Source organism: Actinoplanes sp. NPDC049802 (genome assembly GCF_040656595.1).
Lineage (GTDB): Bacteria > Actinomycetota > Actinomycetes > Mycobacteriales > Micromonosporaceae > Actinoplanes.
Window position 1 is genome coordinate 96,468 of the sequence record NZ_JBFAMR010000016.1, and the last position, 25,904, is coordinate 122,371.

At 69.7% G+C, this 25,904-nt stretch carries 21 protein-coding genes; 11 read left to right on the forward strand and 10 right to left on the reverse strand.

The window, feature by feature from the left end; all coding sequences use genetic code 11:
• The first annotated feature begins 3 nt into the window (after positions 1–3).
• The gene (locus AB0I88_RS14380; RefSeq protein ID WP_361022990.1) at positions 4–684 is read left to right on the forward strand and encodes a DUF4272 domain-containing protein; all 681 of its coding nucleotides are present in this window, start codon (positions 4–6) and stop codon (positions 682–684) included.
• Between the two features lie 3 nt (positions 685–687).
• Here AB0I88_RS14380 and AB0I88_RS14385 read toward each other — a convergent pair whose 3' ends face one another.
• The gene (locus tag AB0I88_RS14385; protein ID WP_361022993.1) at positions 688–1,488 is read right to left on the reverse strand and encodes a putative RNA methyltransferase; all 801 of its coding nucleotides are present in this window, start codon (positions 1,486–1,488) and stop codon (positions 688–690) included.
• A 65-nt stretch (positions 1,489–1,553) separates the two neighbouring features.
• Here AB0I88_RS14385 and AB0I88_RS14390 point away from each other — a divergent pair, with 65 nt between their 5' ends.
• The 5 genes from AB0I88_RS14390 to AB0I88_RS14410 all read left to right on the forward strand — a co-directional run bounded on the left by AB0I88_RS14390 (position 1,554) and on the right by AB0I88_RS14410 (position 8,054).
• Positions 1,554–2,678 carry an adenosine deaminase gene (locus AB0I88_RS14390; protein ID WP_361023064.1) on the forward strand — a complete coding sequence of 375 codons (1,125 nt, stop codon included), beginning with the start codon at positions 1,554–1,556 and terminating at the stop codon, positions 2,676–2,678.
• Positions 2,679–3,131: 453 nt separating this feature from the next.
• Entirely contained in the window at positions 3,132–6,551 is a 3,420-nt protein-coding gene (locus tag AB0I88_RS14395; protein WP_361022996.1) for a sensor histidine kinase, read from the forward strand.
• Entirely contained in the window at positions 6,548–6,952 is a 405-nt protein-coding gene (locus tag AB0I88_RS14400; RefSeq protein ID WP_014447580.1) for a roadblock/LC7 domain-containing protein, read from the forward strand. The genes AB0I88_RS14395 and AB0I88_RS14400 overlap by 4 nt, the downstream gene beginning before the upstream one ends.
• A 132-nt stretch (positions 6,953–7,084) precedes the next feature.
• Positions 7,085–7,465, forward strand: coding sequence for a DUF742 domain-containing protein (locus AB0I88_RS14405; protein ID WP_361023067.1), 381 nt, complete (start codon positions 7,085–7,087; stop codon positions 7,463–7,465).
• 1 nt (position 7,466) lies between these two features.
• Positions 7,467–8,054, forward strand: a complete 588-nt coding sequence (locus AB0I88_RS14410) for an ATP/GTP-binding protein (protein ID WP_183222624.1) — start codon at positions 7,467–7,469, stop codon at positions 8,052–8,054.
• Between the two features lie 122 nt (positions 8,055–8,176).
• On the opposite strand, the gene AB0I88_RS14415 is transcribed toward AB0I88_RS14410, so the two are convergent.
• From AB0I88_RS14415 to deoC, 6 genes are all read right to left on the reverse strand, one after another.
• The gene (locus tag AB0I88_RS14415; protein ID WP_361022999.1) at positions 8,177–8,881 is read right to left on the reverse strand and encodes an HAD family hydrolase; all 705 of its coding nucleotides are present in this window, start codon (positions 8,879–8,881) and stop codon (positions 8,177–8,179) included.
• A gap of 342 nt (positions 8,882–9,223) precedes the next feature.
• Positions 9,224–11,515, reverse strand: a complete 2,292-nt coding sequence (locus tag AB0I88_RS14420) for a transposase (RefSeq protein ID WP_361023002.1) — start codon at positions 11,513–11,515, stop codon at positions 9,224–9,226.
• A gap of 64 nt (positions 11,516–11,579) precedes the next feature.
• The gene (locus AB0I88_RS14425) at positions 11,580–12,398 is read right to left on the reverse strand and encodes a DNA primase (protein ID WP_361023070.1); all 819 of its coding nucleotides are present in this window, start codon (positions 12,396–12,398) and stop codon (positions 11,580–11,582) included.
• Between the two features lie 152 nt (positions 12,399–12,550).
• On the reverse strand, positions 12,551–13,375 hold the full coding sequence (locus tag AB0I88_RS14430) for an aldehyde dehydrogenase family protein (RefSeq protein WP_361023005.1): 825 nt from the start codon (positions 13,373–13,375) through the stop codon (positions 12,551–12,553).
• Positions 13,376–13,385: 10 nt separating this feature from the next.
• Positions 13,386–14,810, reverse strand: coding sequence for an aldehyde dehydrogenase family protein (locus tag AB0I88_RS14435; protein ID WP_361023008.1), 1,425 nt, complete (start codon positions 14,808–14,810; stop codon positions 13,386–13,388).
• Positions 14,811–14,862: 52 nt separating this feature from the next.
• Complete coding sequence (gene deoC, locus AB0I88_RS14440; protein ID WP_361023011.1) at positions 14,863–15,792, reverse strand: deoxyribose-phosphate aldolase; 930 nt, start codon at positions 15,790–15,792, stop codon at positions 14,863–14,865.
• A gap of 61 nt (positions 15,793–15,853) precedes the next feature.
• Between deoC and upp the strand changes: the two genes are divergently transcribed.
• The gene (gene upp, locus AB0I88_RS14445) at positions 15,854–16,486 is read left to right on the forward strand and encodes a uracil phosphoribosyltransferase (protein ID WP_361023014.1); all 633 of its coding nucleotides are present in this window, start codon (positions 15,854–15,856) and stop codon (positions 16,484–16,486) included.
• A 110-nt stretch (positions 16,487–16,596) separates the two neighbouring features.
• Here upp and AB0I88_RS14450 read toward each other — a convergent pair whose 3' ends face one another.
• Complete coding sequence (locus AB0I88_RS14450; protein WP_361023017.1) at positions 16,597–17,001, reverse strand: hypothetical protein; 405 nt, start codon at positions 16,999–17,001, stop codon at positions 16,597–16,599.
• Positions 17,002–17,277: 276 nt separating this feature from the next.
• Positions 17,278–17,763, reverse strand: a complete 486-nt coding sequence (locus AB0I88_RS14455; RefSeq protein WP_361023020.1) for an 8-oxo-dGTP diphosphatase — start codon at positions 17,761–17,763, stop codon at positions 17,278–17,280.
• Positions 17,764–18,127: 364 nt separating this feature from the next.
• On the opposite strand from AB0I88_RS14455, the gene AB0I88_RS14460 reads away from it, so the two are divergent.
• The 4 genes from AB0I88_RS14460 to AB0I88_RS14475 all read left to right on the forward strand — a co-directional run bounded on the left by AB0I88_RS14460 (position 18,128) and on the right by AB0I88_RS14475 (position 24,195).
• Positions 18,128–19,852, forward strand: coding sequence for a stealth family protein (locus tag AB0I88_RS14460; protein WP_361023023.1), 1,725 nt, complete (start codon positions 18,128–18,130; stop codon positions 19,850–19,852).
• Between the two features lie 56 nt (positions 19,853–19,908).
• On the forward strand, positions 19,909–22,143 hold the full coding sequence (locus AB0I88_RS14465) for a glycosyltransferase (protein ID WP_361023026.1): 2,235 nt from the start codon (positions 19,909–19,911) through the stop codon (positions 22,141–22,143).
• Complete coding sequence (gene wecB / locus AB0I88_RS14470; protein ID WP_361023029.1) at positions 22,143–23,246, forward strand: UDP-N-acetylglucosamine 2-epimerase (non-hydrolyzing); 1,104 nt, start codon at positions 22,143–22,145, stop codon at positions 23,244–23,246. Before AB0I88_RS14465 ends, wecB begins: the two co-directional genes overlap by 1 nt.
• Positions 23,247–23,508: 262 nt before the next feature.
• Positions 23,509–24,195 carry a GPP34 family phosphoprotein gene (locus tag AB0I88_RS14475; RefSeq protein WP_361023032.1) on the forward strand — a complete coding sequence of 229 codons (687 nt, stop codon included), beginning with the start codon at positions 23,509–23,511 and terminating at the stop codon, positions 24,193–24,195.
• Positions 24,196–24,235: 40 nt separating this feature from the next.
• Here AB0I88_RS14475 and AB0I88_RS14480 read toward each other — a convergent pair whose 3' ends face one another.
• Entirely contained in the window at positions 24,236–25,876 is a 1,641-nt protein-coding gene (locus tag AB0I88_RS14480; RefSeq protein ID WP_361023035.1) for a phospho-sugar mutase, read from the reverse strand.
• Positions 25,877–25,904: the final 28 nt, after the last annotated feature.

Below are 25,904 nucleotides of genomic sequence, written 5' to 3' on the forward strand. Positions count from 1 at the left end.
GCCATGCTGAAGGCCGCTCCTGACCCCCGCGCGGTCCGCGAGGCCAGTCTCGACGAGCTGGCGCGTCTCGGTCTGCCCCTGCCTCCCCTGGCGTTCCCGTTGGTCTGGGAGATGGGTGACACCGTCGAGCTGCGCCCGGTCGCGGAGCTGGAGGCGCGCGCCGCGGTGCTGCACGTCGTCGTGGCGCGCTGCTTCGGCATGCCCACCGAGGCGGCGATGAGCTGGCTGCTCGGTTCCCACCTGGTCGAGCTGGTCACCCCGCCGGAGTGGCAGTTCGTGATCGGCGCGAAGGGCGACCATCGCTCCTTCGTGCTGCACCACGACGCGGTGTTCGCGCTGGCCTGGCTGCTCGGCCTCAGCCGGCATCTGGACCCCACCGTGGCTCCGGACGACCGCCTGATGATCCAGATGCCCGACCTGCCGTCCGGCGAGAGCTTCACCAGCTGGCGGTCCCGGTCGCTGGTGGCGATGCGCGACCCGGCCGAGGCCGCCGTGCTGCTGGATCTCTACTACTGCCTGGACTGGGCCTACCAGGAGGCCGAGCAGAACGGGCGGCCGCTGCCCGGCGAGGTGGACAGCAACGCGATCGGCCAGCGCCGGTGGGCGCTGGAGTGGGCGGTCGTCTTCCACGGGCCCTACCACGACAAGCCACCGGAGTGGGAAGAGGTCGATCTCTCGGTCTGACGGTCAGCGCGGCCGGTAGACCGCGATCTCCACCGCGGCGGTCACCGTGACGTCGTGGTCCGGCAGACCCCCCATCGGTACGTGACGCGCGCTCGGTGTCATGCCGACGAGGGTCCGGGTCTCCCCGGCCGTCAGCTTCAGCTCGTGCCGGTGGGTGGCCGTCGACGCGAGCCCGAAACGGTCGCCGAGGCTGCCGCTGACCCGGGCCGCCTTCTCCGGGTCGACCTGGATCAGCCCGTACGCGTGAATCAGCTCGCCGAGATGGTCCGGCGCCGGGGTGACCACCAGCAGCAGCCCGCCCGGCCGCAGGATCCGCCGGTACTCCGCCCCGTTGCGGGGCGCGAAGACGTTCAGGATGACGGCCGCCGCGCCGTCGGCGACCGGCAGCGGCCGCCACAGGTCGGTGAGCACCGCCGCGGCCCGGGGATGTGCCTTCGCGGCCCGCCGCAGGGCCGGCTTGGAGACGTCCAGGCCGAGCCCGACCGCCTCCGGGGAGCCGTCCAGGAACCGGGCCAGGTAGTCGCCGGTGCCGGTGCCGGCGTCCACCACGAGACCCTCGGCCCGGTGGGCGGCCAGCGCCTCCGCGATGAACCGGTAGTGCCCGGCGGCCAGGAAGGCGGCCCGGTCGGCCACCATCTCGGCGCTGTCCCCGGTGTGCGGCAGCCGGCCGGCGCTGAGGTCGGCGTACCCCTGCTTGGCCATGTCGAAGCTGTGCCGGCGCGGGCAGCGCAGCGCCCGGTCCTGCCGGCCGAGTGGTTCTCGGCACACCGGGCACCGCAGATACGGGATTGCTCCGTCGATCATGAAGGGTTTTTCTTCCTTTTTACGGGTGGTGGGCGGGGCGGTCGGATGGTTCCCTCTAGGCTCTGCTGATGGTTGGCATCGCACACTCCGACATCGTCAAGGCTCCGAAGGCTCTGCTGCACGACCACCTGGACGGCGGGCTCCGGCCGGCCACCATCGTGGAACTCGCCGCCGCGGTCGGCCACGAGCTGCCCACCACGGACCCGGAAGGGCTCGGCGAGTGGTTCGTCGCGGCGGCCGACTCCGGCTCGCTGGAACGGTACCTGGAGACGTTCGCGCACACCGTGGCGGTGATGCAGACCGAGGAGGGCCTGCACCGGGTCGCCAAGGAGTGCGCGCTCGACCTGGCCGCCGACGGCGTGGTCTACGCCGAGGTGCGGTACGCCCCGGAGCAGCACCTGGAGCGCGGTCTCACCCTGGACCGGGTGGTCGAGGCCGTGCACGCCGGGTTCCGCGAGGGCTGCGCCGAGGCGGCGGCCAACGGCACACCCATCCGGGTCGGCACCCTGCTCACCGCGATGCGGCACGCCGCCCGCTCGCAGGAGATCGCCGAGCTGGCGGTCCGCTACCGGGACACCGGCGTGGTCGGGTTCGACATCGCCGGCGCCGAGGCAGGCTTCCCTCCCACCCGGCACCTGGACGCGTTCGAGTACCTCCAGCGGGAGAACTTCCACTTCACCATCCACGCGGGCGAGGCCTTCGGGTTGCCGTCGATCTGGCAGGCGATCCAGTGGTGCGGCGCCGACCGGCTGGGTCACGGCGTCCGCATCATCGACGACATCACGACCACCACGGACGGGCCGAGCGCCGCCACCACGACCGGGGGGACCCACGCGGCGCCGCCGGTGCTGGGGCGGCTCGCGGCGTACGTTCGGGACAAGCGGATCCCGCTGGAGCTGTGCCCGTCGTCGAACGTACAGACCGGCGCGGCTCCGTCGATCGGCGAGCACCCGATCAAGCTGCTGCACGACCTCCGCTTCCGGGTGACGGTCAACACCGACAACCGGTTGATGAGCGGCACGTCGATGTCGCGGGAGATGACCCTGTTGACAGAAGCGTTCGGGTGGGGCTGGATGGAACTCCAGTGGTTGACCATCAACGCGATGAAGTCCGCCTTCATCCCGTACGACGAGCGTCTGGTGCTGATCAACGAAGTGATCAAGCCGGCGTACGCCAAACTGCTGACCTGAAAACAGGACTTGACGGACATTCCCGGATTTGAAGGAACGTACGTCAAAAGAAATCGACCGTCAGCCTCGCGAACTTCGCCGTTCGGCTAGACTGCCGCCTGCAAAGTCGGCAGAATCCGGCATCTCGCCTTGCCGATCGCGGGGAACCGAGTCATCGTCACTTCTATCGCGATCGACTACGATCGGGACCCGGTCGGCCTGCACCCACCCCCCAACGCTGGGCCGACCGAGTAAGTGACCTTGAGAGATGCGTACTTCCACAGGCAGTGATATAAGGACCGGCGATGTCCAACTACGAGGTTGCAACATCGCGTCACACAACCGGTCCGTGTCCGCCTGCTCTTTCTCTTTGACACTTGTCGTGATGGAATCTCGGGGGCCCGACGTCGGCGAGTCGGCCGTGTGCGGTGCCTGGCGAGCCGAATGCCGGGCCCGAATCAGGAGGACGGTGACGTGAGCAAGCGCCCTAACAGCGCGAATGGCGTCATGTCGCGTCTCAGTCGACCCGCGGGTCGACTCCGAGACCTACCGATTTGGTCCAAACTTGGTCTGATCATGTTGGTTCCGACGGTGGCTACGATCATCGTCGGCGTCAACGGCCTCGTGGACCACATCGAAGAAGCCAGTAACGCGGAGCGCGCACGCACCCTCTCGGTGCTGTCCCAGGCCGCCGGTGGTCTGGTCGACCACCTACAGGCCGAGCGCACTTACGGTGTCATGATCTACAACGCCACGCAGACACCCAACAAGGCCGGCTTCCAGCCTGCGGTTGATCTGTACAACGGCGAGCACGCCAAGGTGGACGCGGCCAAGGAGCCGTACCTCACGCAGAAGGCCGTCCTCGAGGACGTGCCGGAGAACGTGCGCACCCTGATCGTGCGCCTCGACCGTAACCTCGTGGACCTGCCCACCTTCCGTAGCCGGGCGGCAAAGGGCGGCGAAGACCTCGGCAACATCACCAAGACCTACGACACGCTCGTCAACGACCTGCTCCAGGTTCGTGACGTGTCCGCGCAGCTCGCCATCGACCCCGAGCTGAGCGACCGTCTCCGGTCGGTGGCCGCCGTCGCGCAGGCCAAGGAGTACATCGCCCGCCAGCGCTTCATCGGCCAGCAGGTCGTGACGGCCGGCGAGCTCACCCCGGGCTTCCGGCAGAAGTTCCTGGAGACCCAGACCGGTTACCAGCTCGCCACCGAGACGTTGCAGGCGGTCGGCACGGCCGACGAGCGGCGGCTCTTCGACAACACGGTGACCGGCAAGCTCCGGCAGCAGGCGGAGAACCTGAGCATCCCGCTCATGGCCCTCCAGGGCGACAACACCAAGCGGATCCCGTTCAACTCCGCTGAGTGGGAAGAAGCCCTGGCCGGGTACAACACCCTCTTCCGTGAGGTCGAGACCGAGCTCGACAAGCAGATCGTGGCCGACGCCACCGACCTGCGTGACAACACCAACCAGAAGGTCTTCCTGGAGACGAGCCTTCTGCTCGGCATGCTCCTGCTGGCCATCCTGTTCGCCTGGTTGGTCGCCCGGTCGATGGCCCGCTCGCTGCGTGAGCTGCGTCAGGGCGCCCTGGCCGTCGCCCAGTTCGGCCTGCCGCACGCGGTGAGCCGGCTGCGTGACCCGTCGCTCTCCGCGTCGCTCACCCCGGCCCAGGTCGCCGACCAGATCGCCGAGCCACTCCCGGTCCGCAGCCGGGACGAGTTCGGGCAGGTGACCGAGGCGTTCAACGCGGTTCACCTCGAGGCGGTGCGGACCGCCGCCGAGCAGGCCGCCCTGCGTGCCTCCGTCGCGACGATGTTCGTCAACCTCGCCCGCCGTTCACAGATCCTGGTCGACCGGCTCATCGGTCACCTGGACCGTCTGGAGCGTGGCGAGGAGGACCCGGACCGTCTGGCCGAGCTCTTCCAACTCGACCACCTGGCCACCCGAATGCGCCGTAACGACGAGAACCTCCTGGTTCTCGCGGGCGCCGACTCGACCCGTGTGCAGCGGGAGCCGGCCGCTCTGATCGACGTGCTCCGGGCTGCCCAGTCCGAGGTCGAGCACTACACCCGCATCGAGTTCGGCATGATCGACCGGGAGATCGAGGTCGCGGCGCACGCCGTGAACGACATGGTCCACCTGGTCGCCGAACTCTTCGACAACGCGACCGCCTTCTCCCCACCGAACTCCAACGTTCTGGTGGAGGCCCGGCGCATCGGTGACCACGCGGTGCTGACGGTCGAGGACCACGGCATCGGCATCAGCCGCGAGCAGCTCCGCGACCTCAACGAGCGGCTCGCCAACCCGCCGACGGTGGACGTGGCCGTCTCCCGGATGATGGGCCTCGTGGTGGTCGCCCGGCTGGCGAACCGTCACACCGTCCGGGTGGAGCTGCGCCCGGCCGACCGCGAGCGCGGCACCGTCGCCGAGGTGGGACTGCCCGCCTCGGTCCTGGCCACCGCGGCGACCGCCCAAGTCCAGTCGCGGGGCGCCTTCGAAGGTGGCCCCGGGTCCGGACTCCCCGGCTTCGGAGAGCCGCTGGCTCTGGAGAGCAGCGGCGGCTACCCCGGCTCCAACGGGTCCAACGGCTCGGTCCCGGCGTGGTCCGACCTGACCGGAGCGGCCCCGGCCGGCTTCGGCGGGTTCAACTCCGGTGGTGGCTTCAACGGCTCCAACGGCAACGGCAACGGCAATGGCAACGGGCTGGCGAACGGCTTCCACGGCCCGCGCAGCAACGAGGTCATCCCGCCGCTGCCGTCGGCGCCGCAGGGCTTCGCCGGCCTGGACGAGTTCACCCAGCGCCGCAACGCCGACTATCAGCGCCCGGAGACCGACAACAACGGCTTCGGCGCGACGATCCCGCGGCAGCTGCCGGCCAACCCGAACGCGTTCATGCCCCCGGTCTCGGCGCCCCCGGTGCCGCCGATCTCCGCGCCGCCGGTCTCGCCGGCACCGCCGGTGTCGGCTGCCCCGGTCTCCGCGGCCCCGGCCGAACCGATCTCGGCGTCGCCGGTCTCCCCGGCCGACCAGCGCAACCCGTTCGCGGCCGCGCCGCCGGCCTGGCCGCCGGTCGCCGCCGAGCGGGAGCCCGCCACCCCGCATGTGCCGGAGGGTCTGGCCGCCGCGCTCGACATGACAGCCGAGATCCCGCGGTACCGTCCGGAGAGCTTCGAGCCCCAGCCGCAGGTGGCACCGCCGGTCAACCCGCAGACCGCACCGGTGTCGGCACCGCCGGCCCCGGTGACCAACCCGGTCGAGGCCCAGGCCACGGCCGCGGCACAGATGGCCTCCGCCCGCGAGGGCGCGGTCCCGTTCGCCGACGAGACGATGGAGCTGCCGATCTTCCGGGAGCTCGAGTCGGCCTGGTTCACCACCACGGCGCCCGGCGCCGAGGCGGCCCGGCCCAAGGTCTCCGGTGTGGGCGAGGAATCGGTGGTCTCGCAACGGATCCCGACCGGCGAACCGACCCGTAACGCGGGTGTTCCGCAACAGGCGGCATCGCCCGAGTCCCGGGATCTCGACACGGCTACTGTTGGTGCACCCGCCGCTTCGGCGACCGGGTACGGCAACGGCGCGGCCCCCGCGGCGAACCCGTGGCGGACCGCGGCCGACGACGGCTGGCAGGCGGCTCGCGCGGCCGCCGAGGCCCCGGTCGAGTCGACCACCACAGCGGGTCTGCCGAAACGTACGCCGATGGCGCAACTCGTCCCCGGCGGTGTCGACCGGGGCGGTAACTCCGTCCAGCGCCGTACTCCTGAGGGGGTTCGCGGTCTCCTTTCCGCGTACCACCGTGGTGTGCAGCGCGGTCGCACCAAGGAACAATCGACCAACCTGGAGGACACTCCGGGAGGGCAGCAGCCCTCGCAGGCTGGCAAGGAGCATGAGGCATGACATCTACGCAGGATCTCGGTTGGCTTCTCGCCAACTTCGCCGACCGCGTTCCCGGGGTCGCGCACGCGATCGCGGTCTCCGCCGATGGTCTGCTCCTGGCGGCCTCGCGGGACCTTCCGCGTGACCGTGCCGACCAGTTGGCGGCCATCGCGTCCGGCCTGGTAAGCCTTACCCAGGGCGCAGCGCGGTGCTTCGAGGGTGGCGCCGTCCTTCAGACGGTCGTCGAGATGGACAATGGTTTCCTGTTCCTCATGTCCATATCTGACGGCTCGTCTTTCGCGGTGCTCGCGGCGCGCAGCTGTGATGTCGGTCAGGTCGGCTACGAGATGGCCCTCCTGGTCGACCGCGTCGGTGAGGCGTTGACCCCCGCGCCGCGATCCGCGGCCGGGGTGCTGGGCTGAGGCGACGGTCAGCCGGAGTCGACCAGGGGTTAGTCCGGGGTTTTCGGCCACGGATAGGCTCCAGCCGGCTACTGGTGAAAACTTTGAGAACCAATACACTTCGAGGGGCCGAGGAAGGGGTTGAGGGTGACGATGCCTGAACGCGATGAGCCGACTGGCGCGCTGGTCAGGCCGTACGCCATGACCCGTGGTCGGACCCGGCCGAAGCTTGAGATAGCGCTGGAAGCGCTGGTCGAGACAACCGTGCGCGGCCGATCTGGGATGCACCGCGGCGGGCAGGGTGGAAGCGAGCATCAGTACATCGCGGCGATGTGCGACGGCGGCCGAGTTCAGTCGCTGGCCGAGATCGCCGCACGTATGCAACTGCCGCTCGGTGTGGCACGTGTGATCGTTGCGGACATGGCCTCTGACGGCCTCGTCGCGGTGTACGAGCCCACCTCGCTTGAAGACGAGACCGACGCGGTAGGCACGGAACTGCTGGAAAGGGTGCTGAGTGGACTTCGCAGGCTCTGACATGTCTCACCGTCCTGCTGCGGGACGCGTGACATCGGCGAAGATTGTCATCGCCGGTGGCTTCGGCGTCGGTAAGACGACGCTGGTGGGGTCGGTCTCGGAGATCACCCCGCTGACCACCGAGGCGATCATGACCTCGGCCGGTGTGGGTGTCGACGACAACCGGCAGGTGCCGGGCAAGATGACCACCACCGTGGCAATGGACTTCGGCCGGATCAGCATCGACCGTGACCTGATCCTCTATCTGTTCGGCACGCCCGGCCAGACGCGGTTCTGGTTCATGTGGGACGAGCTGGTCCGGGGTGCCATCGGGGCGGTCGTGATGGTGGACACGCGTCGGCTCGCCGACTGCTTCGCCGCCATCGACTTCTTCGAGCACCGCCGCCTGCCATACCTGGTGGCGATAAACTGCTTCGACGGTATGCAGTACCACAACGCGCAGGACGTGCGGGACGCTCTGGCGATCTCGTCCGACGTGCCCGTCGTGAGCTGCGACGCCCGGAACCGTGAGTCGACGAAGAACGTCCTCATCTCGCTCGTCGAGTATGTGCTGACGATGCGTCGTACTCGCGCGACCGCGCCCGCCTGAGCGGAGACCGTCTGGCCGAGCGCTCCCTCAACGAGCGCTCGGAGGGACTGGTCGAAAGCCCCGCACCAGCCGGTGCGGGGCTTTCGCGCGCTTTTCGGCCGGTTGCCATCGTATACGAATGGTCACCGGTTGTCACAAGCCGATCCCAGTAAGCGGATCAACCCGTCGAGGTCGTCGACCCGGTGCGCCGGCAGGTAGCTGTCCGGGTCATGCCGCAGCCCGGCCGCCTGCGGGCAGCCGGCGTTCGTGACGAGCACGGGCCGCATCCCGGCCAGCCGTGCGCCAGCGTGCTCGCGACCGCCGCCGTCCCCGACGAACCAGCACTCCTCGACCGGCACCCCGAGACGTTCGGCGACGGTGGCGTAGAGCCACGGATCAGGTTTGCGGCGGCCCTCCCGCCACGAGAACACCGGAACATCGATACGTGGCGCGTAGGGCGTACCGTCCCACGCCTCGCACAGTTCGCTGGAACAGTCGCTGAGAAGGCCGAGACGGAAGCTCTGGGCCCGAAGGTGGTCGAGTACCGTGAGGGCCTCCGGACGCGGCGTGCGGAGCCGCTCAGCCCCCGCGTGATGCGTTGCGACGGCCCGGTCCAGCCGCTCCTCGTCCGGCTCGGCCCCACAGGCCCGCGCCATGGCCCGCAACGTCTCCCGCGTACCGCCGAGCGCACCCACCACCCGCCGCGGAAAACTCGCCACCATGGCCGCTCGGAACTCCCCGGCCGGCGCCCCGAGTGCCGCCGCCGTCTCCTCGAACACCCCTGCCCGCAGCGCCTCCGCCGCCGGATCCGTCAAGGTCCCGAAGAAATCGAAAATCACCGCTCGCATCGCGACATCATCACCCGGCGGCCGGCTCCGACCCTTCATCGGTACGGGCTGGACAGTCCCCGACCGCAACCGGCCCGAACCGTGGCGGCCCCGCGGCCACCTGCCGGGTACGGCCCTGCCGCGACCGCCGGGCTGACCTGCCCACTCACTCTCACCCCGACACCCCGCGACTGCTCTGACGGCCGACGGCGGCGAGCGGGCTCTGGGTGCCGGACAGCGAAACGGGCGGCGACAAGCGGTCGCGGCCCGGCGACGGTGCACTGGGTCGGCTTCTCGACCGGCGGACAGCGCGAAGGGCCGCGACCAGGCGGTCGCGGCCCTTCGGACGGTGGTGATGGACGGTCAGCGGCCGCCGTACCCCGCGTTGTTGTTCCGGTAGTCGTCGGCGGGCTGGCCGTCCCGGGTGAAGTCCCAGCCGCCGGCCGCCTCGCGACCGGGTCGCCCGCCCATGGCGAACCCGCCGATCTCCTGGCCGCGCCGCCAGCCGCGGAAGTAGCCGGTGGTGTGGGCCGCGATCGAGGCGGCGTCGCGGACGATGCGGATGGGGCGTTCCTCGCGCAGCGGGGAGCCGGGGACCAGGTTGGCCTGGGGAACCCGCTTCGGCAGGCCGGCCGAGGTCTCCGCGGCGACGGCCGGGGTGGCGGCCTTCTCCGCGGCCCGCCAGCCGCTGTCGTTGGGGTTGGACCAGGTGACGTCGTCGTTGGTGTCGCTGTGGCCGGTGAACCAGGCCGAACGAGCGGCCGCGAAGATCAGCAGGTCGCCGTCGTTGCTGTCGGACGGCACCGGCGGGGCCGAGCTGCGGTCGAGGGCGGTCAGCTTGCCACCGTTGTGGCCGCGGTCGTCGCTGTCCGGCCGGCGCGTCGGCGAGGCCGCGGCGCCACCGATCTGGTCGAGTCCGGGGAGGCGGGCGCGTTTGCCGTTCTTCGCCTGGTCGACGAGGCGCAGCGCGGGCTCCTTCGGCAGCTCCAGGGCGGGCGGCTCCTGCGGCATGTCCTGCCACGGCGGGCGGACGCGCCCGCCGGGTGGCGAGCTGATCGAGGACGCGACGGGAGTCTCGTCCTTGTCGGTGTTGAGCAGCGGCCAGTTGGCCCGGGATCCCGGCTCCGGCATTTCCGGCGCGGCCCGCGGGGTCGGCATCGGAAGGCTGAAGTCGGTGGGGCCGGCGGGCGTGCCGTTCGTGGCCGGCTGCTGGCGGGGCGTGGTGGACGGGCGCGGCGGGATGACCGTGCGCTGCCGTTCGGCACGGGCACGGCTCAGCTCGGCGTTGGTCAGCGTGGGCCGGAACGGCTCGCCGGCGTCCGCGGGTGAGCTCGCGGCCGCGGGCGGCACCGACGACGGCCGGGCCGGGAGCCCCGAGGTGGGTCGAACCGGCGGCGCCGAGGTGGGGCCCACCGGCGGCACCGACGAGGGCCGGGCCGGGTTGCGGGTCGCCGGCGCCGGACGCGACCCGGGGGTGATCGGGGTCATGCCGGGCGGGGGCGGCGGCACCGAGACCGGCCGGTTCAGTGGGTTCGTGGGACGGCCGGGCAGCCCGTTCGCCGCGGCCGGGGCCATCGGGGGCGGCCCGATCGGGTCCGGGGCGACCGGCGGGGCGGTCATCGGCCGGGGGGTGGCCGGGCCGGCGCCGGTGGAGGCGGGCTCGGGACGGCCGCGCCGCCCGAAGCGGCTGCCGCTGTCGGTGTTCGGTACGGGCTCGAGCACGGCCGGCTCGGTGCCCCGGCGTGCGCTGCGGCGGCCGATGGTCGGTCCGGTGGCCGGTGGGGTGGCCCGGGCGGCCAGGGTGCCGACCAGGGCGGAGCAGGCGGCGTCGCAGGAGCGGATGGCCGAGATCGCCTGGCGGACAGCGTCGGCGGCCGCCGGGGCGAGGGACTTGTTGACGCCACCCCGGCGCGGTGACTCGCTGATCGCCACCTGCAGGGCGGTGACGGCGGAGCCCACCTCACCGGCGGAGCCGGCACCGGCGCGGACCAGCTCGGCGGTGATCTCCCGCAGGATCTGGTCGGGGTCACCGCCGCGGCCGGTCAGCCGACCGGGCTCGGGCACCGCCTCGAGCACGGCCATGGTCACCGGGTGGGCGGGGTCCGGGTACGCCCGGAGAGCCGCCGGATAGAGCTCACGGAGGACTTCACGCAGGGCCGCGGCCGCCGAGTTCCGGCCGATCAGCATCGCCACGTGGGCGGCGAGGACCGGTTTGTAGCTGACGAGGTCCCGCGGGGCGGGCAGGGTGATCGCCGCGATCGCGCCGGCCTGCAGCGCCCGGGCGAGCCCGACGGCCCGCCGGGCGGCCGCGGGCGCCGCGATCTCCTCGGGGGAGTCGTCGTCGGAGAAGCGTTCGGCGAAGTCGTCGGCGTCGTCGTCGTCGACGACCACGAGTGGCCGGCCCGCCGCGGTGAGGAGTGACGTCACGACGTGGTCGTCGCTGTCGGCGGCGACCGCCGCGTCGCTGAAGCCCGTCGTCCGTTCCACGAGCAGCGTCCCCAACTGGGCGTAACCAGCCGGGTCGTCGCTGATCTCGTGGACGCCGAGCAGCCGGCCTGCGTCGTCCACCACGGCGACGGTCAGCGGTGCGGCCGAGGCCGTACGCACCGATTCATCAGCCGACGCGAGACCGCAGTACACGCGCACGAGCGCCACGGCGTCGTCCTCCTCCCCGGGAGTGCTTCTCTGTGGCCAAGGATTGATATTCCCTGGTAATCGGTCAGTCACGCCAGTCCACAGCGGCAGAGATCTTGCCGATCACCGAACGCCAACCAAGACTCGCCTGTTGTGCCCCGATTTTCTTCAATCGGCGACGACCGAAGAATCCACCCATTCCACCCTTCTCGGCGGTTCGGAGGGACTCGTCGAGGTCGTCGAGAGGTGAGCCGGGCGACAGTGCCAGGATCACCGGCTTGATACGGAGTGCGTAGCCCAGGTCGCGGGCGACCTCGCCGGCGTTGATGAGCAGCGGCAGATCCCACGTGTCATGTCCGCCGCGGAGGTTCTCCACCACGAGGTCGAGCTCGTAACGGTCCTCCGGCAGCGGGTCGATGTCGCTCGACTGTACCCGCTCGGCCAGGTCACCCCAGGTGTCCAATTGTGCGAGATCGTGCGGAGCACCCGAACGAAGGAAGGAGACGAGCGATTCGGCGGTCTTGAAAGCGAGCAGGCGGCCCTTGTGACTGAGGAACATGGGCACCTCCTCGTCATCCGCGCGGGCCTCGGCCTCGTCCTCGAAGTCGGCCGGGTCGGGCTCCTCGGCGGACTTGCCCTCCTCCGCGTCGCCCTCGGTGAGGAGCGCCGCATACTCCTCGTCGACGATGACCTCCTCCTCGGCCGCCTCGGCACGCCGCTTGCGGGCCTCGAAGGGGTCGTCCTCGTCGACCTCGATCTCGGTGGGCTCGAGTTCGGACGCCTTCCGGTACGCCCGGAGGGTCAGCCCCACCCCGGCCGGCAGCGCGATCTCCACCGGCGAGACGCGAACCTGCTCCCAAAATTCCCGCCCGGAAGTCCCCTCGGGCGAGGGCTTCTCGGCCACCGGCGCTGACGCCTCGGGCTCGTCGGACTGGCTGGTCACGGTGACCTCCGGGTGATCTGGGGGTGGTGGGACGGGTGACTCTGGGCACACACCCTAGTCGGCAACGCTGTGTGACAGCCGCCCCGTCCCCAGCGCCATCCGAACTGATGGCGTCAGTAGCCCTTCGGGTGCCACACCGTCTTTGTCTCCAACAGGGCGGTCATCGGCTGCAGCCCAGGGTCGGCGGTGAAGTCGACGCCGGTCACCGGCCGGATCACCCGCTTCAATGTGCCCGCCGCGGCCCGTTCCAGCTCGGTGGCCACGTCGGGGTGGTCGACGCCGGTGAGATCGACGGCGTTCACGTCGTCGTGCGACGCGAGCCACGGTGCGATCTCCGCGTACCGGCCGGTGAGCAGGTTCACTACCCCGCCGGGCAGGTCCGAGGTGGCCAGCACCTCGGCCAGGGTGATCGCCACCTGTGGGCCGGCGGCCATGACGACCACCGTGTTCCCGGTCACGATCGCCGGGGCGATCACGCTGACCAGACCGAGCAGGGAGGACGGGGCGACCACGGCGACGACGCCGGTGGGCTCGGGCGCGGAGACGTTGAAGAACGGTCCGGCCACCGGGTTGGCCCCGCCGGCGACCTGGGCGATCTTGTCGGCCCACCCGGCGTACCAGACCCAGCGGTCGACGGCGGCGGCCACCTCGGCGGACGGCACGCCCAGCGCGGTGAACTCGGATCGGCGGGCCTCCAGCATCTCGGCGATCCGGTAGAGGACCTGGCCCCGGTTGTACGCCGTGGCGCCGGCCCACCTGGGCTGGGCGGCACGGGCGGCGAGTACCGCGTCCCGGGCGTCCTTGCGTGATGCGAGAGCCACGTTGTCGCCGTCCACCAGGTAGGTCCGTCCTGACTCGCTGCGAGGGAAGGCGCCGCCGATGTAGAGCTTGTAGGTCTTGCGCACGGAAAGCCGGCCCGGCTCGGCGGGGGCTTTCACGGAAGATGACTTAGGCAAGGTACGCCTCCAGGCCGTGCCGGCCGCCTTCCCGGCCGTAGCCGGACTCCTTGTAGCCGCCGAACGGCGATGCCGGGTCGAATTTGTTGAACGTGTTGGCCCACACCACACCGGCGCGGAGTTTGTCGGCCACGGCGAGGATCCGTGAGCCCTTCTCGGTCCAGACGCCGGCGGACAGCCCGTAGGGAGTGTTGTTGGCCTTGGCGACGGCCTCCTCCGGAGTACGGAAGGTGAGCACCGAGAGGACCGGCCCGAAGACCTCCTCGCGGGCGATCCGGTGCGCCTGGGTGACGCCTGTGAAGATCGTCGGTGCGAACCAGTAGCCCCGGTCCGGCAGCGAACACTCCGGCGACCAGCGTTCCGCGCCCTCCGCGGCCCCGATTTCCGACAATTCCGTAATGCGGGCGAGCTGTGCGGCCGAGTTGATGGCGCCGATGTCGGTGTTCTTGTCGAGCGGATCACCGACGCGCAGCGTGGCCATCCGCCGCTTGAGCGAGGCCAGCAGCTCGTCGGCGAAGGACTCCTGGACCAGCAGCCGGGAGCCGGCGCAGCAGACGTGCCCCTGGTTGAAGAAGATCCCGTTCACGATGCCCTCGACGGTCTGGTCGATCGGGGCGTCGTCGAAGACGATGTTGGCCGCTTTGCCGCCCAGCTCGAGGGTGAGGCGTTTGCCGGTGCCGGCGAGCGAGCGGGCGATCTCCCGGCCCACCGGGGTGGAGCCGGTGAAGGCGACCTTGCTCACGTCGGGGTGCTGGATCAGGTAGGCGCTGGTGTCGCGGGCCCCGGTCACGATGTTGACCACGCCCGGGGGCAGCTCGGCCTGCCGGCACACGTCGGCGAAGAACAGCGCGGACAGCGGGGTGGTCTCGGCCGGCTTGAGCACCACGGTGTTGCCGGTGGCCAGCGCGGGCGCGATCTTCCAGGCCAGCATGAGCAGCGGGAAGTTCCACGGGATGACCTGTCCGGCCACGCCGAGCGGTTTCGGGTCGGGGCCGAAGCCCGCGTACGCCAGCTTGTCGGCCCAGCCCGCGTAGTAGAAGAAGTGTGCCGCCACGAGCGGCAGGTCGACGTCGCGCGACTCCCTGATCGGCTTGCCGTTGTCCAGCGACTCGAGCACGGCCAGCTCGCGGGAGCGCTCCTGGATGATCCGGGCGATCCGGAACAGGTACTTGGCGCGCTCGGCGCCGGGCAGGGCGGACCACGGTCCGAAGGCGCGGAGTGCGGCGGCCACGGCCCGGTCGACGTCCTCCGGGCCGGCCACCGCGACCTCGGCCAGCACCTCCTCCGTGGCCGGGTTGACGGTCTTGAGGACGTTGCCGTCCTTGCCGCTGTCGAAGGCGCCGTCGATGAACAGGCCGTAGGACCCGGCGACGTCTACTACGGAACGGGACTCGGGTGCTGGTGCGTACTCGAACATGCCTCTTCCTAACGGGTCTCTCCCGCGGTACGGCGGAGCCGCCTTCGGCGACTCAGTCCAGGGTGAAGTAGTCCGGGCCGGCGTAGTGGCCGGTGGTGAGCTTGGTGCGCTGCATGAGCAGGTCGTTGAGCAGCGACGAGGCGCCGAACCGGAACCGGTCGGGGCTGAGCCAGTCGTCGCCCACTGTCTCGTTGATGAGCACGAGGTACTTGATCGCGTCCTTGGTGGTCTTGATGCCGCCGGCCGGTTTGACCCCGATGATCCGCCCGTGCCGGGCCCGGAAGTCGCGCACCGCCTCCAGCATGACCAGGGTGATCGGAAGGGTCGCGTTGACCGTCACCTTGCCGGTGGAGGTCTTGATGAAGTCGGCGCCGGCCAGCATGGCGAGCCACGAGGCGCGGCGGACGTTGTCGTACGTCCCGAGCTCGCCGGTCTCCAGGATGACCTTGAGGTGGGCGCCGCCGCACGCCTCCTTGACCGCGGCTATCTCGTCGAAGACCCGCGTGTAGTCGCCGGCCAGGAACGCTCCCCGGCTGATCACCATGTCGATCTCGTCGGCGCCGTCGGCGACCGCCTCGCGGGTGTCGGCCAGTTTCACGGCGAGCGGCGCCTGACCGGACGGGAAGGCGGTGGCGACGCTGGCCAGATGCACACCCGAGCCGGACAGGGCCTGTGCGGCGACCTTGACCATGGCGGGGTAGACGCAGATCGCGGCGGCCGGCGGGCAGGTGGGGTCGGCCGGGTCGGGCCGTCTCGCCTTGGCGCAGAGCGCCCGCACCTTGCCCGGGGTGTCGGCGCCCTCCAGCGTGGTGAGGTCGACCATCCGGATGGCCAGGTCGATCGCCTTGGCCTTGGAGCTCGACTTGATCGAGCGGGTGGCGAGCGCCGCCGCCCGCGCCTCGACGCCCACCTTGTCGACCCCGGGCAGGCCGTGCAGGAACGAGCGGAGATCGGACAGTCCAGCGGACGCTGTCACAGTCATGAAGACGATTCTACGCAGCCCAGTGGCAGTTGATCTTGAAGGAACGATTAGGTTGTTTGCCGTGGACGTCCTTGTCGTAGATCATCCGCTGGCTCAGACCCGGCTCACCGCGATGCGCCGTACCGAGACCGATTCCGGGGTCTTCCGTGCCTCGCTGCACGAACTCACCACGATGGTGGTCTACGAGGCGGCCCGCCTCTTCGCCGTCGAGAAGTACCCCATCGAGACGCCGGTCGCGCCGACCGAGGGCACCCGGCTGGCCAACCCGCCGCTGATCGTGCCGGTGCTGCGCGCCGGCCTGGGCATGGCCGACGCCGCTCTCGCCCTGCTGCCCGAGTCGTCGATGGGCTTCGTCGGCCTGGCCCGCGACGAGGAGACGCACGAGCCGCGTGCCTACATGGAGTCGCTGCCGGGCGACCTGACCGGCCAGCCGGTGCTGGTCCTCGACCCGATGCTGGCCACCGGCGGCTCGCTGCTGCACTGCTGCCGTCTGCTCGCCGAGCGCGGCTGCACCGACATCATCATCTGCTGCGTGCTGGCCGCCCCCGAGGGCGTCGAGCGCCTGGCGAACTCCGGGCTGCCGCTGCGCCTGGTCACCGCCTCGATCGATCAGGGCCTGAACGACAAGGCCTACATCGTGCCCGGCCTCGGCGACGCCGGCGACCGCCAGTTCGGCGGCATGCGCCGCTTCTGAGGGACAAGGCCGGCCCGCGACGGAGGCCGGTGCCGCGCGGCTCGCCCGGGCCTGCCGAGCGAGCCGCTCAGCCGGCGAGCCCTTTCCCGAATCGAACCGGTGATGGCCGGTCAGGAAGTGATCAGGGTGTCGAGGGTTTCCCCACGCACCCCTGTCACCTGTACTTGCAGATCACGGTATCCGCCCGCCTCCTCAACCTCGAAGCCGGCGGATGTCAGTATTGCCAGGAGGGCGTCGAGCATGCCCTCTGTGATATCGCCGTTTATTTCGCACGCCCTGTCGGCGCTGTCGCGCGCCCGAACAGCTTTGACGACGGCCTGAGTCAACGGGACTGACGTCTGCCAGTAGACGAAAACTCCCTCGTTCCCGCTCTCCACTTCGATCTCGACCACAGCACCGGCTAGGTCTTGATCGATGGAGAAGTCACGGAACTGTGGGTTGAAGCCGGCAAGCCTCAAGGTGGCGTGCACCTTGTCGGCCAGCCGTTCAAGCTCCGCTTCAACCTCTGGCGTCACCATTCCTCCTGGTTCCCACGGCCTCTTGCGTTCCGCCGGACTCCCGGACCTTGACGACCAGAGCGCGGTCGGCGGGAACAACCGAGTCTTCCGTACGAGCGGGTGAGCCGTGCAAGTAGGCGGAGAGGAGGGTGAATGCAGTGATGGCGGGCATGTGTCTCTTCGGAGAGTGTCGACAACCGGAAGATCGCAATGTGGGGTGTGCGTCCCGGTGAAGACACCTTGACGGCCACCTGCGTGTGTCGTCCGGGTCGAGTGCAATGAGTGCGGACCCGGTCAGGCCGTGTAGGACCAGGACTGTGCCCGGCCGTCCCGGAAGGGCATGACGCCGTGGAACACCGTCGGCGAGTCGGCGAAGACGAGCGGCAGGAAGTGCCGGTCCGACTCCCACATCGGGAGCCGCCCGCCCAGCAGGTCGGCCCGGTCCACCCAGTGCAGCGAGCCTTCGTCGTTCGCGGTCCGGGGGGTCCCGCTCCAGGCGGGGATCCGGAAGATGAAGCCGAACCAGTTCTCCCCGCCGCGACCGAACCCGGGCCACGAGATGGTCCCGGCGAGATCGAGCGGCCCGCACTCCAGCCCGGCCTCCTCGGCGATCTCCCGGCGCATCCCGGTCAGCACGTCCTCGTCCGGTTCGAGCTTCCCGCCGAGCCCGTTGTAGTAGCCGAAGTGGATGTCGTCCGGCCGGGCGTCGCGGCGGATCATCAATACCCGCGAGGATTCGGGGGACAGAACGTAGCCGAGCGTGGCGAGGACGGCCCGCATGCGCGTCTCCTGAAGAAAGAGGTGATGGTCACAACGGAGAGTAATCGGAGAGTCCGGGCCGAAGTATTATGGGCAGGCTCGTATAGCAGAGATGGCGCCCCCGGGCAACAGGAAGTTGATGAATCCAACCCGAAGGGGGCCTACAGCAGGGTTGCTGATAGATGAGATGATCTGTGACCGCTGGCCTGGTGGACCCCTTAACATCACCCGGTCTAGATGTCATACCCGTGGCACGGTGCGGCCCGGAGAGAAGCCGAATACCGTTGGCTCGCTGCCCACTCGTCATTGCGACCGTGGCCCGGCGGGCTGCGAAGCGTGCCCCGAACTCTGGTCGGGGGAGAGGACGACAGAGATGCTGCGCCCTATGCTTGTCGCGCGCAAAGTGGTTCCCCGACCGGTACGCCGCTGGCTCGCCCGGGCGCTTCCGGAGTCCACGCGTAAGAAGGTGGCATCGGCCTCCCAGCAACCGTCCCCGCTCGACCTGGCCCGGGTCGATCCGAAGGCCACCCCGCTCTCCGTCAGCTCCGCCAACCTGGACCGGGTGGCGGACGCGCTCGACGCCGCCGGGGTGACCTGGTTCCGGGTGCCCGCCAACCGGTTCGAGCAGACCGTGGTCGCCGTGCCCGAGTCGTCCCGGCCACGGGTGGAGCGGGTCCTGGCCGGGCTGGCCGCGTCCGGTGCGGTGGTGGCGCCGGTCCTGCCCGAGCGCCGGTGGACGGTGACCTCGATGCTGCCGGGCTCCCCGATCCCGCCGCCGCAGCGTCCGAACGGTCAGAAGACGCCGGCCGGTCGCGCGTTCAACACGCCGCATCAGCCGGCCGTGGTGGTGGCCGACGCGGAAGGCGGGGACGAGGAGATCACCCCCGACCCGGTGGCGACCGCGGTCTACTGGCCGGTCACCGATCCGACTCGGACCCTGCTGCTGGGCCGGCAGCACGCCTGCGAGGTGGAGTTCTGGACGGAGCTGCCGGACCGCCTGGTCGCTCCGCGTTACAACCGGTCCACCGAGGTGGTGCCGGCCGCCGAGCCGGTGGTCGAGGCGGACGACAGTGCCTTCAGCGACTTCCGCGAGGTGGGTGCCGCGCCGTCCCGGCGTTATCCGACCCGCCCGTCGTTCCTGATGCCGCCGATCGACCACGTGGATTTCCCGATCGACGTGGTCTACACCTGGGTGGACGGCGGCGACCCGGCCTGGCTGGCCCGCAAGAACGCGGTGCTGGCCGAGAACGACTGGGCCGGTGACAACGACCAGGCGGCCAACGTCCTGCGCTACCTCTCCCGGGACGAACTGAGGTACTCGATTCGCTCGCTGCACATGTACGCGCCCTGGGTGCGGCGGATCTTTCTGGTCACCGACGACCAGGTTCCGGCCTGGCTGAACACCGAGCACCCCAAGATCACCGTGGTGAGCCACAAGGAGATCTTCGGTGCCGCGGGCCGGCTGCCGACCTTCAACTCGATGGCGATCGAGACCCGGCTGCACCACATCGAGGGGCTGTCCGAGCACTTCATCTACATGAATGACGACGTCTTCCTGGGCCAGCCGCTGCAGCCGGGGTTCTTCTTCACCGCCACCGGGCAGACCCGCTTCTTCCTCTCCACCAACCGGGTGGACGGTGGGTCACCGACCGGGGAGGAGCCGCCGGTGATGTCCGCCGGCAAGAACACCCGGGCGATCATCGAGCGGGAATTCGGGCGGCGTACCGCCTACAAGATGAAGCACACCCCGCACGCCGCCCGTCGCAGTGTGCTCGCCGAGATCGAGGAACGCTATCCGGACGCCTTCGCGACGACCGCGGCGCACCAGTTCCGTCACCCGGACGACGTGGCGGTGCTCTCCTCGCTGCAGCAGCACTGGTCCTACCTGACCGGGCGGGGGGTGATCGGTGAGCTGAAGTTCATGTACCGCGACCTCGCCCATCCGAACATCGGCAAGCATCTCGGCATGGTCCTGAGAAAGCGCCCGTACCAGGTGTTCTGCTTGAACGATACGGTTGAGGGAGATGTCTCCCCGGAGGAGCAGGCGGCCCTGCTGACAGGCTTCCTGGCCGCGTACTATCCGTTCGTGTCGCCCTTCGAGCTGCCGTGACAGTGAGGAAGATCCACCCCGTTCCGCCCGGCCGAACCGGGTATTAGGAGTCTAGTTTGTTCAAGGTTTCCATCATTCTGGCGTGCTACAACGTCGATGGCTTCATCGAGGACGCGTTCGAGTCCATCGTCCGGCAATCGGCGTTCGGTCAGTTCGAAGTAATTCCGGTGAACGACGGCTCCACCGACGGGACATGGGAGATCATCCAGAGGTACCAGAAGCGATACCCGGACAACTTCTTTCCGATCAGCTTCGAGAAGGGCTCCGGGGGCCCCGGGCGGCCACGTAACGCCGGCCTCGATCGCGCCACCGGTGAGTACGTCATCTTCATGGACCCGGACGACCGGATCTACAAGGATGGCTACAGCACGCTGCTGAAGAGCATCGAGAAGCACAAGAGCGACGTCGTGATCGCCACCCGGTTCGGCGTCAAGGAGAAGGAAGACGGCAAGAACCCGGTCTGGGTCGACTGGCACGCCGATCAGCCGTACGTCAACCAGGGCTCCTACGAGGTGAAGCTGGACCTGCTGTCGAAGCGGCCGGTCATCCTCAAGACGATCTACCGGCGTGACCTGATCGAGCAGTACGGGCTCCGCTTCCTGGAGGGCATCAGCAGCAGCGAGGACGAGATCTTCGACAAGAAGTACCTGCTGCTCTCCGAGAAGATCACCAAGATCAACGACGTGGTGTACCTGTACACGGTGGCCCGCACCGGCAGCATCACCAGCAAGATCCGGATCAAGGTCTACGAGGACCTGGTCCCCATCGTCCACGGCCTGGACGACGCGCTGTCGGTGTACTTCACCGAGGCCATCGTGGCCTACCGTGTCGCCGGCCTGCTCCGCGCGTTCTACCTGCCCAAACTCCTGCTGCTCGACCCGCTGATGATCGATCGGGCGCTGGAGCTGTGCCGGGAGGCGTGCGAGTCGTTCGGCTTCGACCGGCTGCTGAAGACCGCGAACGCCAACGACCGGCGGATCGTCGAGTTGCTCCGCGACCGGCACTACAGCCAGTTGCTGCTCTTCTTCATGAACAACCGCACCGGCGCCGCGAACCGTCGTAACCGGGTGCAGGCCAAGCGGCTCCAGGAGATGGAGCGCCGTCCGGTCAAGCTGGCCCTGAAGGCCTCGAAGCTGGTCGGCCTCAGCCGTCGGGCGATGCGTGAGCAGGGCGGTATCGGCAAGCTCTGGAGCACCCGGATTCGCAAGAATCTGGCCGGCACCCCGAACGGCTACTGGGTCTTCATGGACCGCAGGGAGAAGGCCGGGGACAACGGCGAGGCCCTCTACCGGTACGTGCGCGACAACGGGATCCACGACAAGATCGCCTTCATCGTCCGGCGGGACACCTCCGACTACGGCCGGCTGGTCGCGGACGGTTTCAACGTGGTGGCGTACAACTCGCTCGAACACTGGCGGTTGCTCTTCAACTGCGAGTACTTCTTCGCCTCGCACGTCGACGAAGTGATCATCAAGCCGTGGCTGTCGTTCGGGGCGCCGGACAGCAAACCCCGCTACAAGCTGATCTTCCTCCAGCACGGCATCATCCGGTCGGATCTGTCCGGCTGGCTCGGCGCCAAGTCCTACCGGCTGTTCTGCTCGTCGGCGAAGTCCGAGCGCGACGGCTTGATCAACAACGTGCGCTACGGTCTCAGCCCGGACCAGGTGAAGCTGACCGGTCTGGCCCGGCACGACCTGCTGGAAGCCAAGAACGGCGACTACGTACTGGTCTGTCCGACCTGGCGGTCGTTCCTTCTGGACGTGTCCGAGGCGGAGTTCCGGGACTCCGAGTTCTTCCGCAACTGGCACAACCTGGTCTACGACCAGCGGGTCCGTGAGGCGATGTCCGCGGCCGGAGTGCGCTTGAAGCTGGTGCTGCACTCCAGCATCAGCCAGTTCGCGAACTGCTTCGAGACGGACGAACACGTCGAAGTGGTGCAGTACAAGGACGTGGGCAGTTTCTCCGATCTGCTCTCCTCGGCCCAGATGATCGTCACCGACTACTCGACGATCTCATTCGACGTGCTGTACCTGCGGCGCCCGGCGATCTACTACACCTTCCCGGAGCTCAAGCAGCACAGCACCAACAAGGGCGCGGACCTGAGTCTCTACGGCGAGTTGGGCGTCCGGGTCGAGGACCACGAGGCCGCGGTCGCGGCGCTGGTCACGGCGGCGGGAGACGGATTCCGGTCCAGCGACGACAAGATCCGCGCTGCGGACGACTTCTTCGCATACGGCGACCGCCAGAACCGCAAACGCATCATCGACGCCGTCTTGGAGGGATCCGCGTAGTGGCCAGGCTGATGTTCGTCTTCGGGACACGTCCGGAGTTCATCAAGCTCTACCCCGTGATCATGGAGGCGCGCCGCCGCGAGCACGACGTGGTCGTCGTCAACACCGGGCAGCACCGCGAGATGCTCGACCAACTGCTCGACGAGATGGGCATGTCGGTCGACTTCAACCTGAAGATCATGACCCAGCAGCAGACGCTGGCCGACATCCTGGCCCGGACGCTGAGCCCGCTCGACCAGGTGGTCGCGCAGGTCCGCCCGGACCACCTGTTCGTGCACGGCGACACCTCCACCACGCTGGCGGGCAGCCTGATCGCGCTGTACCGGAACGTGCCGCTGTCCCACGTGGAAGCGGGACTGCGCACGTTCAACAAGCACTCGCCGTTCCCGGAGGAGATGAACCGGCAGCTCACCGGTGTGCTGACCGACTACCACTTCACCCCGACCGAGGTGACCCGCGACAATCTGGCGCGCGAGGGCAAAGACCCGTCCCGGATCTTCGTGGTCGGCAACAGTGCCATCGACATGCTGCGCTACACCGTCCGTGACGAGTTCCGGCATCCGGTGCTGGACGAGGCCGGCGACCGCAAGCTGATCCTGATCACCGTCCACCGCCGGGAGAACATCTCCGAACTGGGTCAGATGTTCTCGGCGATCAACGACATCGCGGTGCGGTACGGCGAAACGCACCGGCTCGTCTATCCGATCCACATGAACCCGGTCGTCCGTCAGGCGGCCGACCGGTTCCTCACCTCGCCGGCCATCCGGGTGATCGAGCCGCTCGGCACCACCGACTTCCACAACATCCTGAGCCGGTCGCACCTCGTGATGACCGACAGCGGGGGCATCCAGGAGGAGGCACCCAGCCTCGGCAAGCCGGTGCTGGTGCTGCGGGACACCACCGAACGCCCGGAGGGTGTCGCGGCCGGCACGCTGCGCCTGGTCGGCACCGGCCGGGAGGACATCGTCCGGGAGGCGGTCCGCCTGCTCGACGACACGGAGGAGTACCAGCGGATGGCGACCGTCGCCAATCCGTACGGGGACGGCACGACGTCGCAGCAGATCATGGACGTGATGGACAAGGTGATAGCGGACGCCGGATGAGCGGTTCGCTCCTCCTGATCACGACCGTCCGACGCGCGGCCGATCCGCCCGCCCGGCGGGTCCGGCCCGTCGCCGGGATCCCGGCACGCTGAGCCGTCGTCACCTTGAGCGGCTGGGTCCTCACGGATCCAGCCGCTCCGTGTTCGAGCCGATCGTCGCTCAAGTGAGGGCGATCACCGAGCGTGGCCGGACTCCGGACGGCCCGGGATCTGACCGACCTGGGGATCGGAGCGGATGACCCGGAGCACTATCGTCTTCATACATGACCCCCATCCCGCTTGCCGAGGAACTCCTCCTCCTCGCGTATGACGACCAGACCGGAAAGGCCACGGGTTCCCGCATCGGGCTCGACCTTGGCATGGCCGCCGCGGTGCTGATCGACCTCGCGCTCGCCAACCGGATCGCCTACGCGGCCGACGGCTACCTCAAGGTCGTGGACTCCACGCCGATCGGCGACCCGGTCGCCGACGCCGTGCTGGGGAAGGTCGCCTCCGACGAGCCGCACACCCCGGCCCAGTGGCTGCAGCGCCTGCGCCACCGGCTGCGGACGCGGGTGCTGGAGGACCTGTGCGCCCGGGGCGTCGTGCAGGACGTGGACGAGACCCAGATGGGCGTCATCCACGTGCACCGCTACCCGACCTCCGACCCGGCGTACGAGGCCGACATCCGGCAGCGGCTGGCGGCCGCGCTGACCGGCGACACCCTGCCCGACGAGCGGACGGCCGCACTGGCCACCCTGCTCGTCGCGGCACGGATGGAGCCGGCGCTGAAACTGCCGGCCGAAGAGTCCGAGCGGGCCCACGAGCGGCTCGCGGAGATCGCCAGCAACGCAGGCTTCGTGGGTGACGTCTCCCTGGAGGACTCCATCGTGCGGCCGAGCGTCGCCCTGGTGGTCGCCACCCTGGGCAGGGCCATCCAGGCCGCGCTGGGCGCGCCCAAGCCGATCTGACCGTCTCCCGGGGCTTCGCGGGAAGCCCCGGGACGGTTCACTACACGCCGAGCGTTGCCGCGATCTCGGCGCGAAGAGCCTTGAGATCCTCCGCCGCGCGGATCCGGGCCGTCGCCGGGTCACCCTCGACCACGACTTCGAGGTACGCCTTGAGCTTCGGCTCCGTGCCCGACGGCCGGATCACCACCCGGGTCGTGGCGGTGCGGAACGTCAGCACGTCGTTCTCCGGCAGCAGGTCGGCCGTCTCGGTGACCGGCGCGCCCAGAAGCGTCACCGGCGGCCGCTGCCGGGCCCGGCCCATCGCCGCCCCGATCTCGGCCAGGTCGTCGACCCGGACCGAGAGCTGGTCGGTGGCGTGCAGGCCCAGCTCGGTGGCCAGCTCGTCCAGCCGCCCGGCCAGGGTGCGGCCCTGCGCCTTCAAACCGGCGGCCAGCTCGGCGACGGTCAGCGCGGCCGTGATGCCGTCCTTGTCCCGGACCATCGCCGGGGCAACGCAGTAGCCGAGCGCCTCCTCGTAGCCGAACGCCAGGTCCTCGGCGGCGCGGACGATCCACTTGAAGCCGGTCAGGGTCTCGGCGTACGGCACACCACGGGCGGCGCAGAGGCGGCCCAGCATCGACGACGAGACGATCGTGGTGGCGTACAGGCCGGGGACGCCGCGACGGATCAGATGGTCGGCCAGCAGCACACCCAGCTCGTCACCGCGCAGCGGCCGCCAGCCGTCCGGGCCGGGGATCGCCACGGCGCACCGGTCGGCGTCCGGGTCGTTCGCGATCGCCAGGTCGGCGCCGTGCGTCTCGGCCAGCGCCAGCAGCCGGTCCATGGCGCCCGGCTCCTCCGGGTTCGGGAACGCCACGGTCGGGAACTCCGGGTCCGGCTCGGCCTGCGCCGCGACGATCGCCGGCGCCGGGAAACCGGCCGCCACGAATGCCGCGGCCAGGGTCGATCCGCCCACGCCGTGCATCGGGGTGTACGCGATCGTCAGGTCACGCGGGCCGGACGGGTCCAGGACGGCGGCCGCGCTCCGCACGTACGCCTGCTGAATCTCCGCACCGAGAAGCGTGCCCGGACCGCCCAGCGGGACCGACGCGACGCTCGGCACCGCCCGGATGGCCGCCTCGATGCCGGCGTCGGCCGGCGGCACGATCTGGGCCCCGTCGCCGGCCGGCCCGCCCAGCGCGGCGCCCAGGTAGACCTTGTAGCCGTTGTCCTGCGGCGGGTTGTGGCTGGCGGTCACCATCACCCCGGCGACCGCGTCGAGAGCGCGCACCGCGTACGCCAGCACCGGTGTCGGCAGCGGCCCGGGCAGCAGCAGCGCCTCCCGTCCGGCGCCGGTCGCCACCTGAGCGGTCCGCTCGGCGAACTCCTTCGAACCGTGCCGGGCGTCGTACCCGATCACCAACGGACCTTCGCCGCCCTGTGCCGCCAGCCAGCCGACCAGGCCGGCCGCGGCCCGGGTGACGACCGCGAGGTTCATGCCGTTGGGACCGGCGCGCAGCCGGCCGCGCAGACCGGCGGTGCCGAAGGTGAGCGGGCCGGCGAAACGGTCGAGCAGCTCGGCGGCGGTGGCCGGCAGGCCGTCGAGAACCGTGCGCAGCTCGGCGCGGCTCGCCGGATCGGGGTCGTCGGCGAGCCAGGCCTCGGCCCGGGCTGTCAGGTCAACATCAACTTGTGGTGCCATCAGGGATTGATAGCACAGCCGAGGGCCG

Coding starts and splice junctions, on each gene's coding strand:
- AB0I88_RS14480 (WP_361023035.1), bottom strand. CDS start 25,876: ATGGCACCACAAGTTGATGTTGACCTGACAGCCCGGGCCGAGGCCTGG.
- AB0I88_RS14415 (WP_361022999.1), bottom strand. CDS start 8,881: ATGCGAGCGGTGATTTTCGATTTCTTCGGGACCTTGACGGATCCGGCG.
- AB0I88_RS14435 (WP_361023008.1), bottom strand. CDS start 14,810: ATGTTCGAGTACGCACCAGCACCCGAGTCCCGTTCCGTAGTAGACGTC.
- AB0I88_RS14380 (WP_361022990.1), top strand. CDS start 4: ATGCTGAAGGCCGCTCCTGACCCCCGCGCGGTCCGCGAGGCCAGTCTC.
- AB0I88_RS14385 (WP_361022993.1), bottom strand. CDS start 1,488: ATGATCGACGGAGCAATCCCGTATCTGCGGTGCCCGGTGTGCCGAGAA.
- AB0I88_RS14455 (WP_361023020.1), bottom strand. CDS start 17,763: ATGCGGGCCGTCCTCGCCACGCTCGGCTACGTTCTGTCCCCCGAATCC.
- AB0I88_RS14475 (WP_361023032.1), top strand. CDS start 23,509: ATGACCCCCATCCCGCTTGCCGAGGAACTCCTCCTCCTCGCGTATGAC.
- AB0I88_RS14460 (WP_361023023.1), top strand. CDS start 18,128: ATGCTTGTCGCGCGCAAAGTGGTTCCCCGACCGGTACGCCGCTGGCTC.
- AB0I88_RS14400 (WP_014447580.1), top strand. CDS start 6,548: ATGACATCTACGCAGGATCTCGGTTGGCTTCTCGCCAACTTCGCCGAC.
- AB0I88_RS14410 (WP_183222624.1), top strand. CDS start 7,467: ATGTCTCACCGTCCTGCTGCGGGACGCGTGACATCGGCGAAGATTGTC.
- AB0I88_RS14405 (WP_361023067.1), top strand. CDS start 7,085: ATGCCTGAACGCGATGAGCCGACTGGCGCGCTGGTCAGGCCGTACGCC.
- deoC (WP_361023011.1), bottom strand. CDS start 15,792: ATGACTGTGACAGCGTCCGCTGGACTGTCCGATCTCCGCTCGTTCCTG.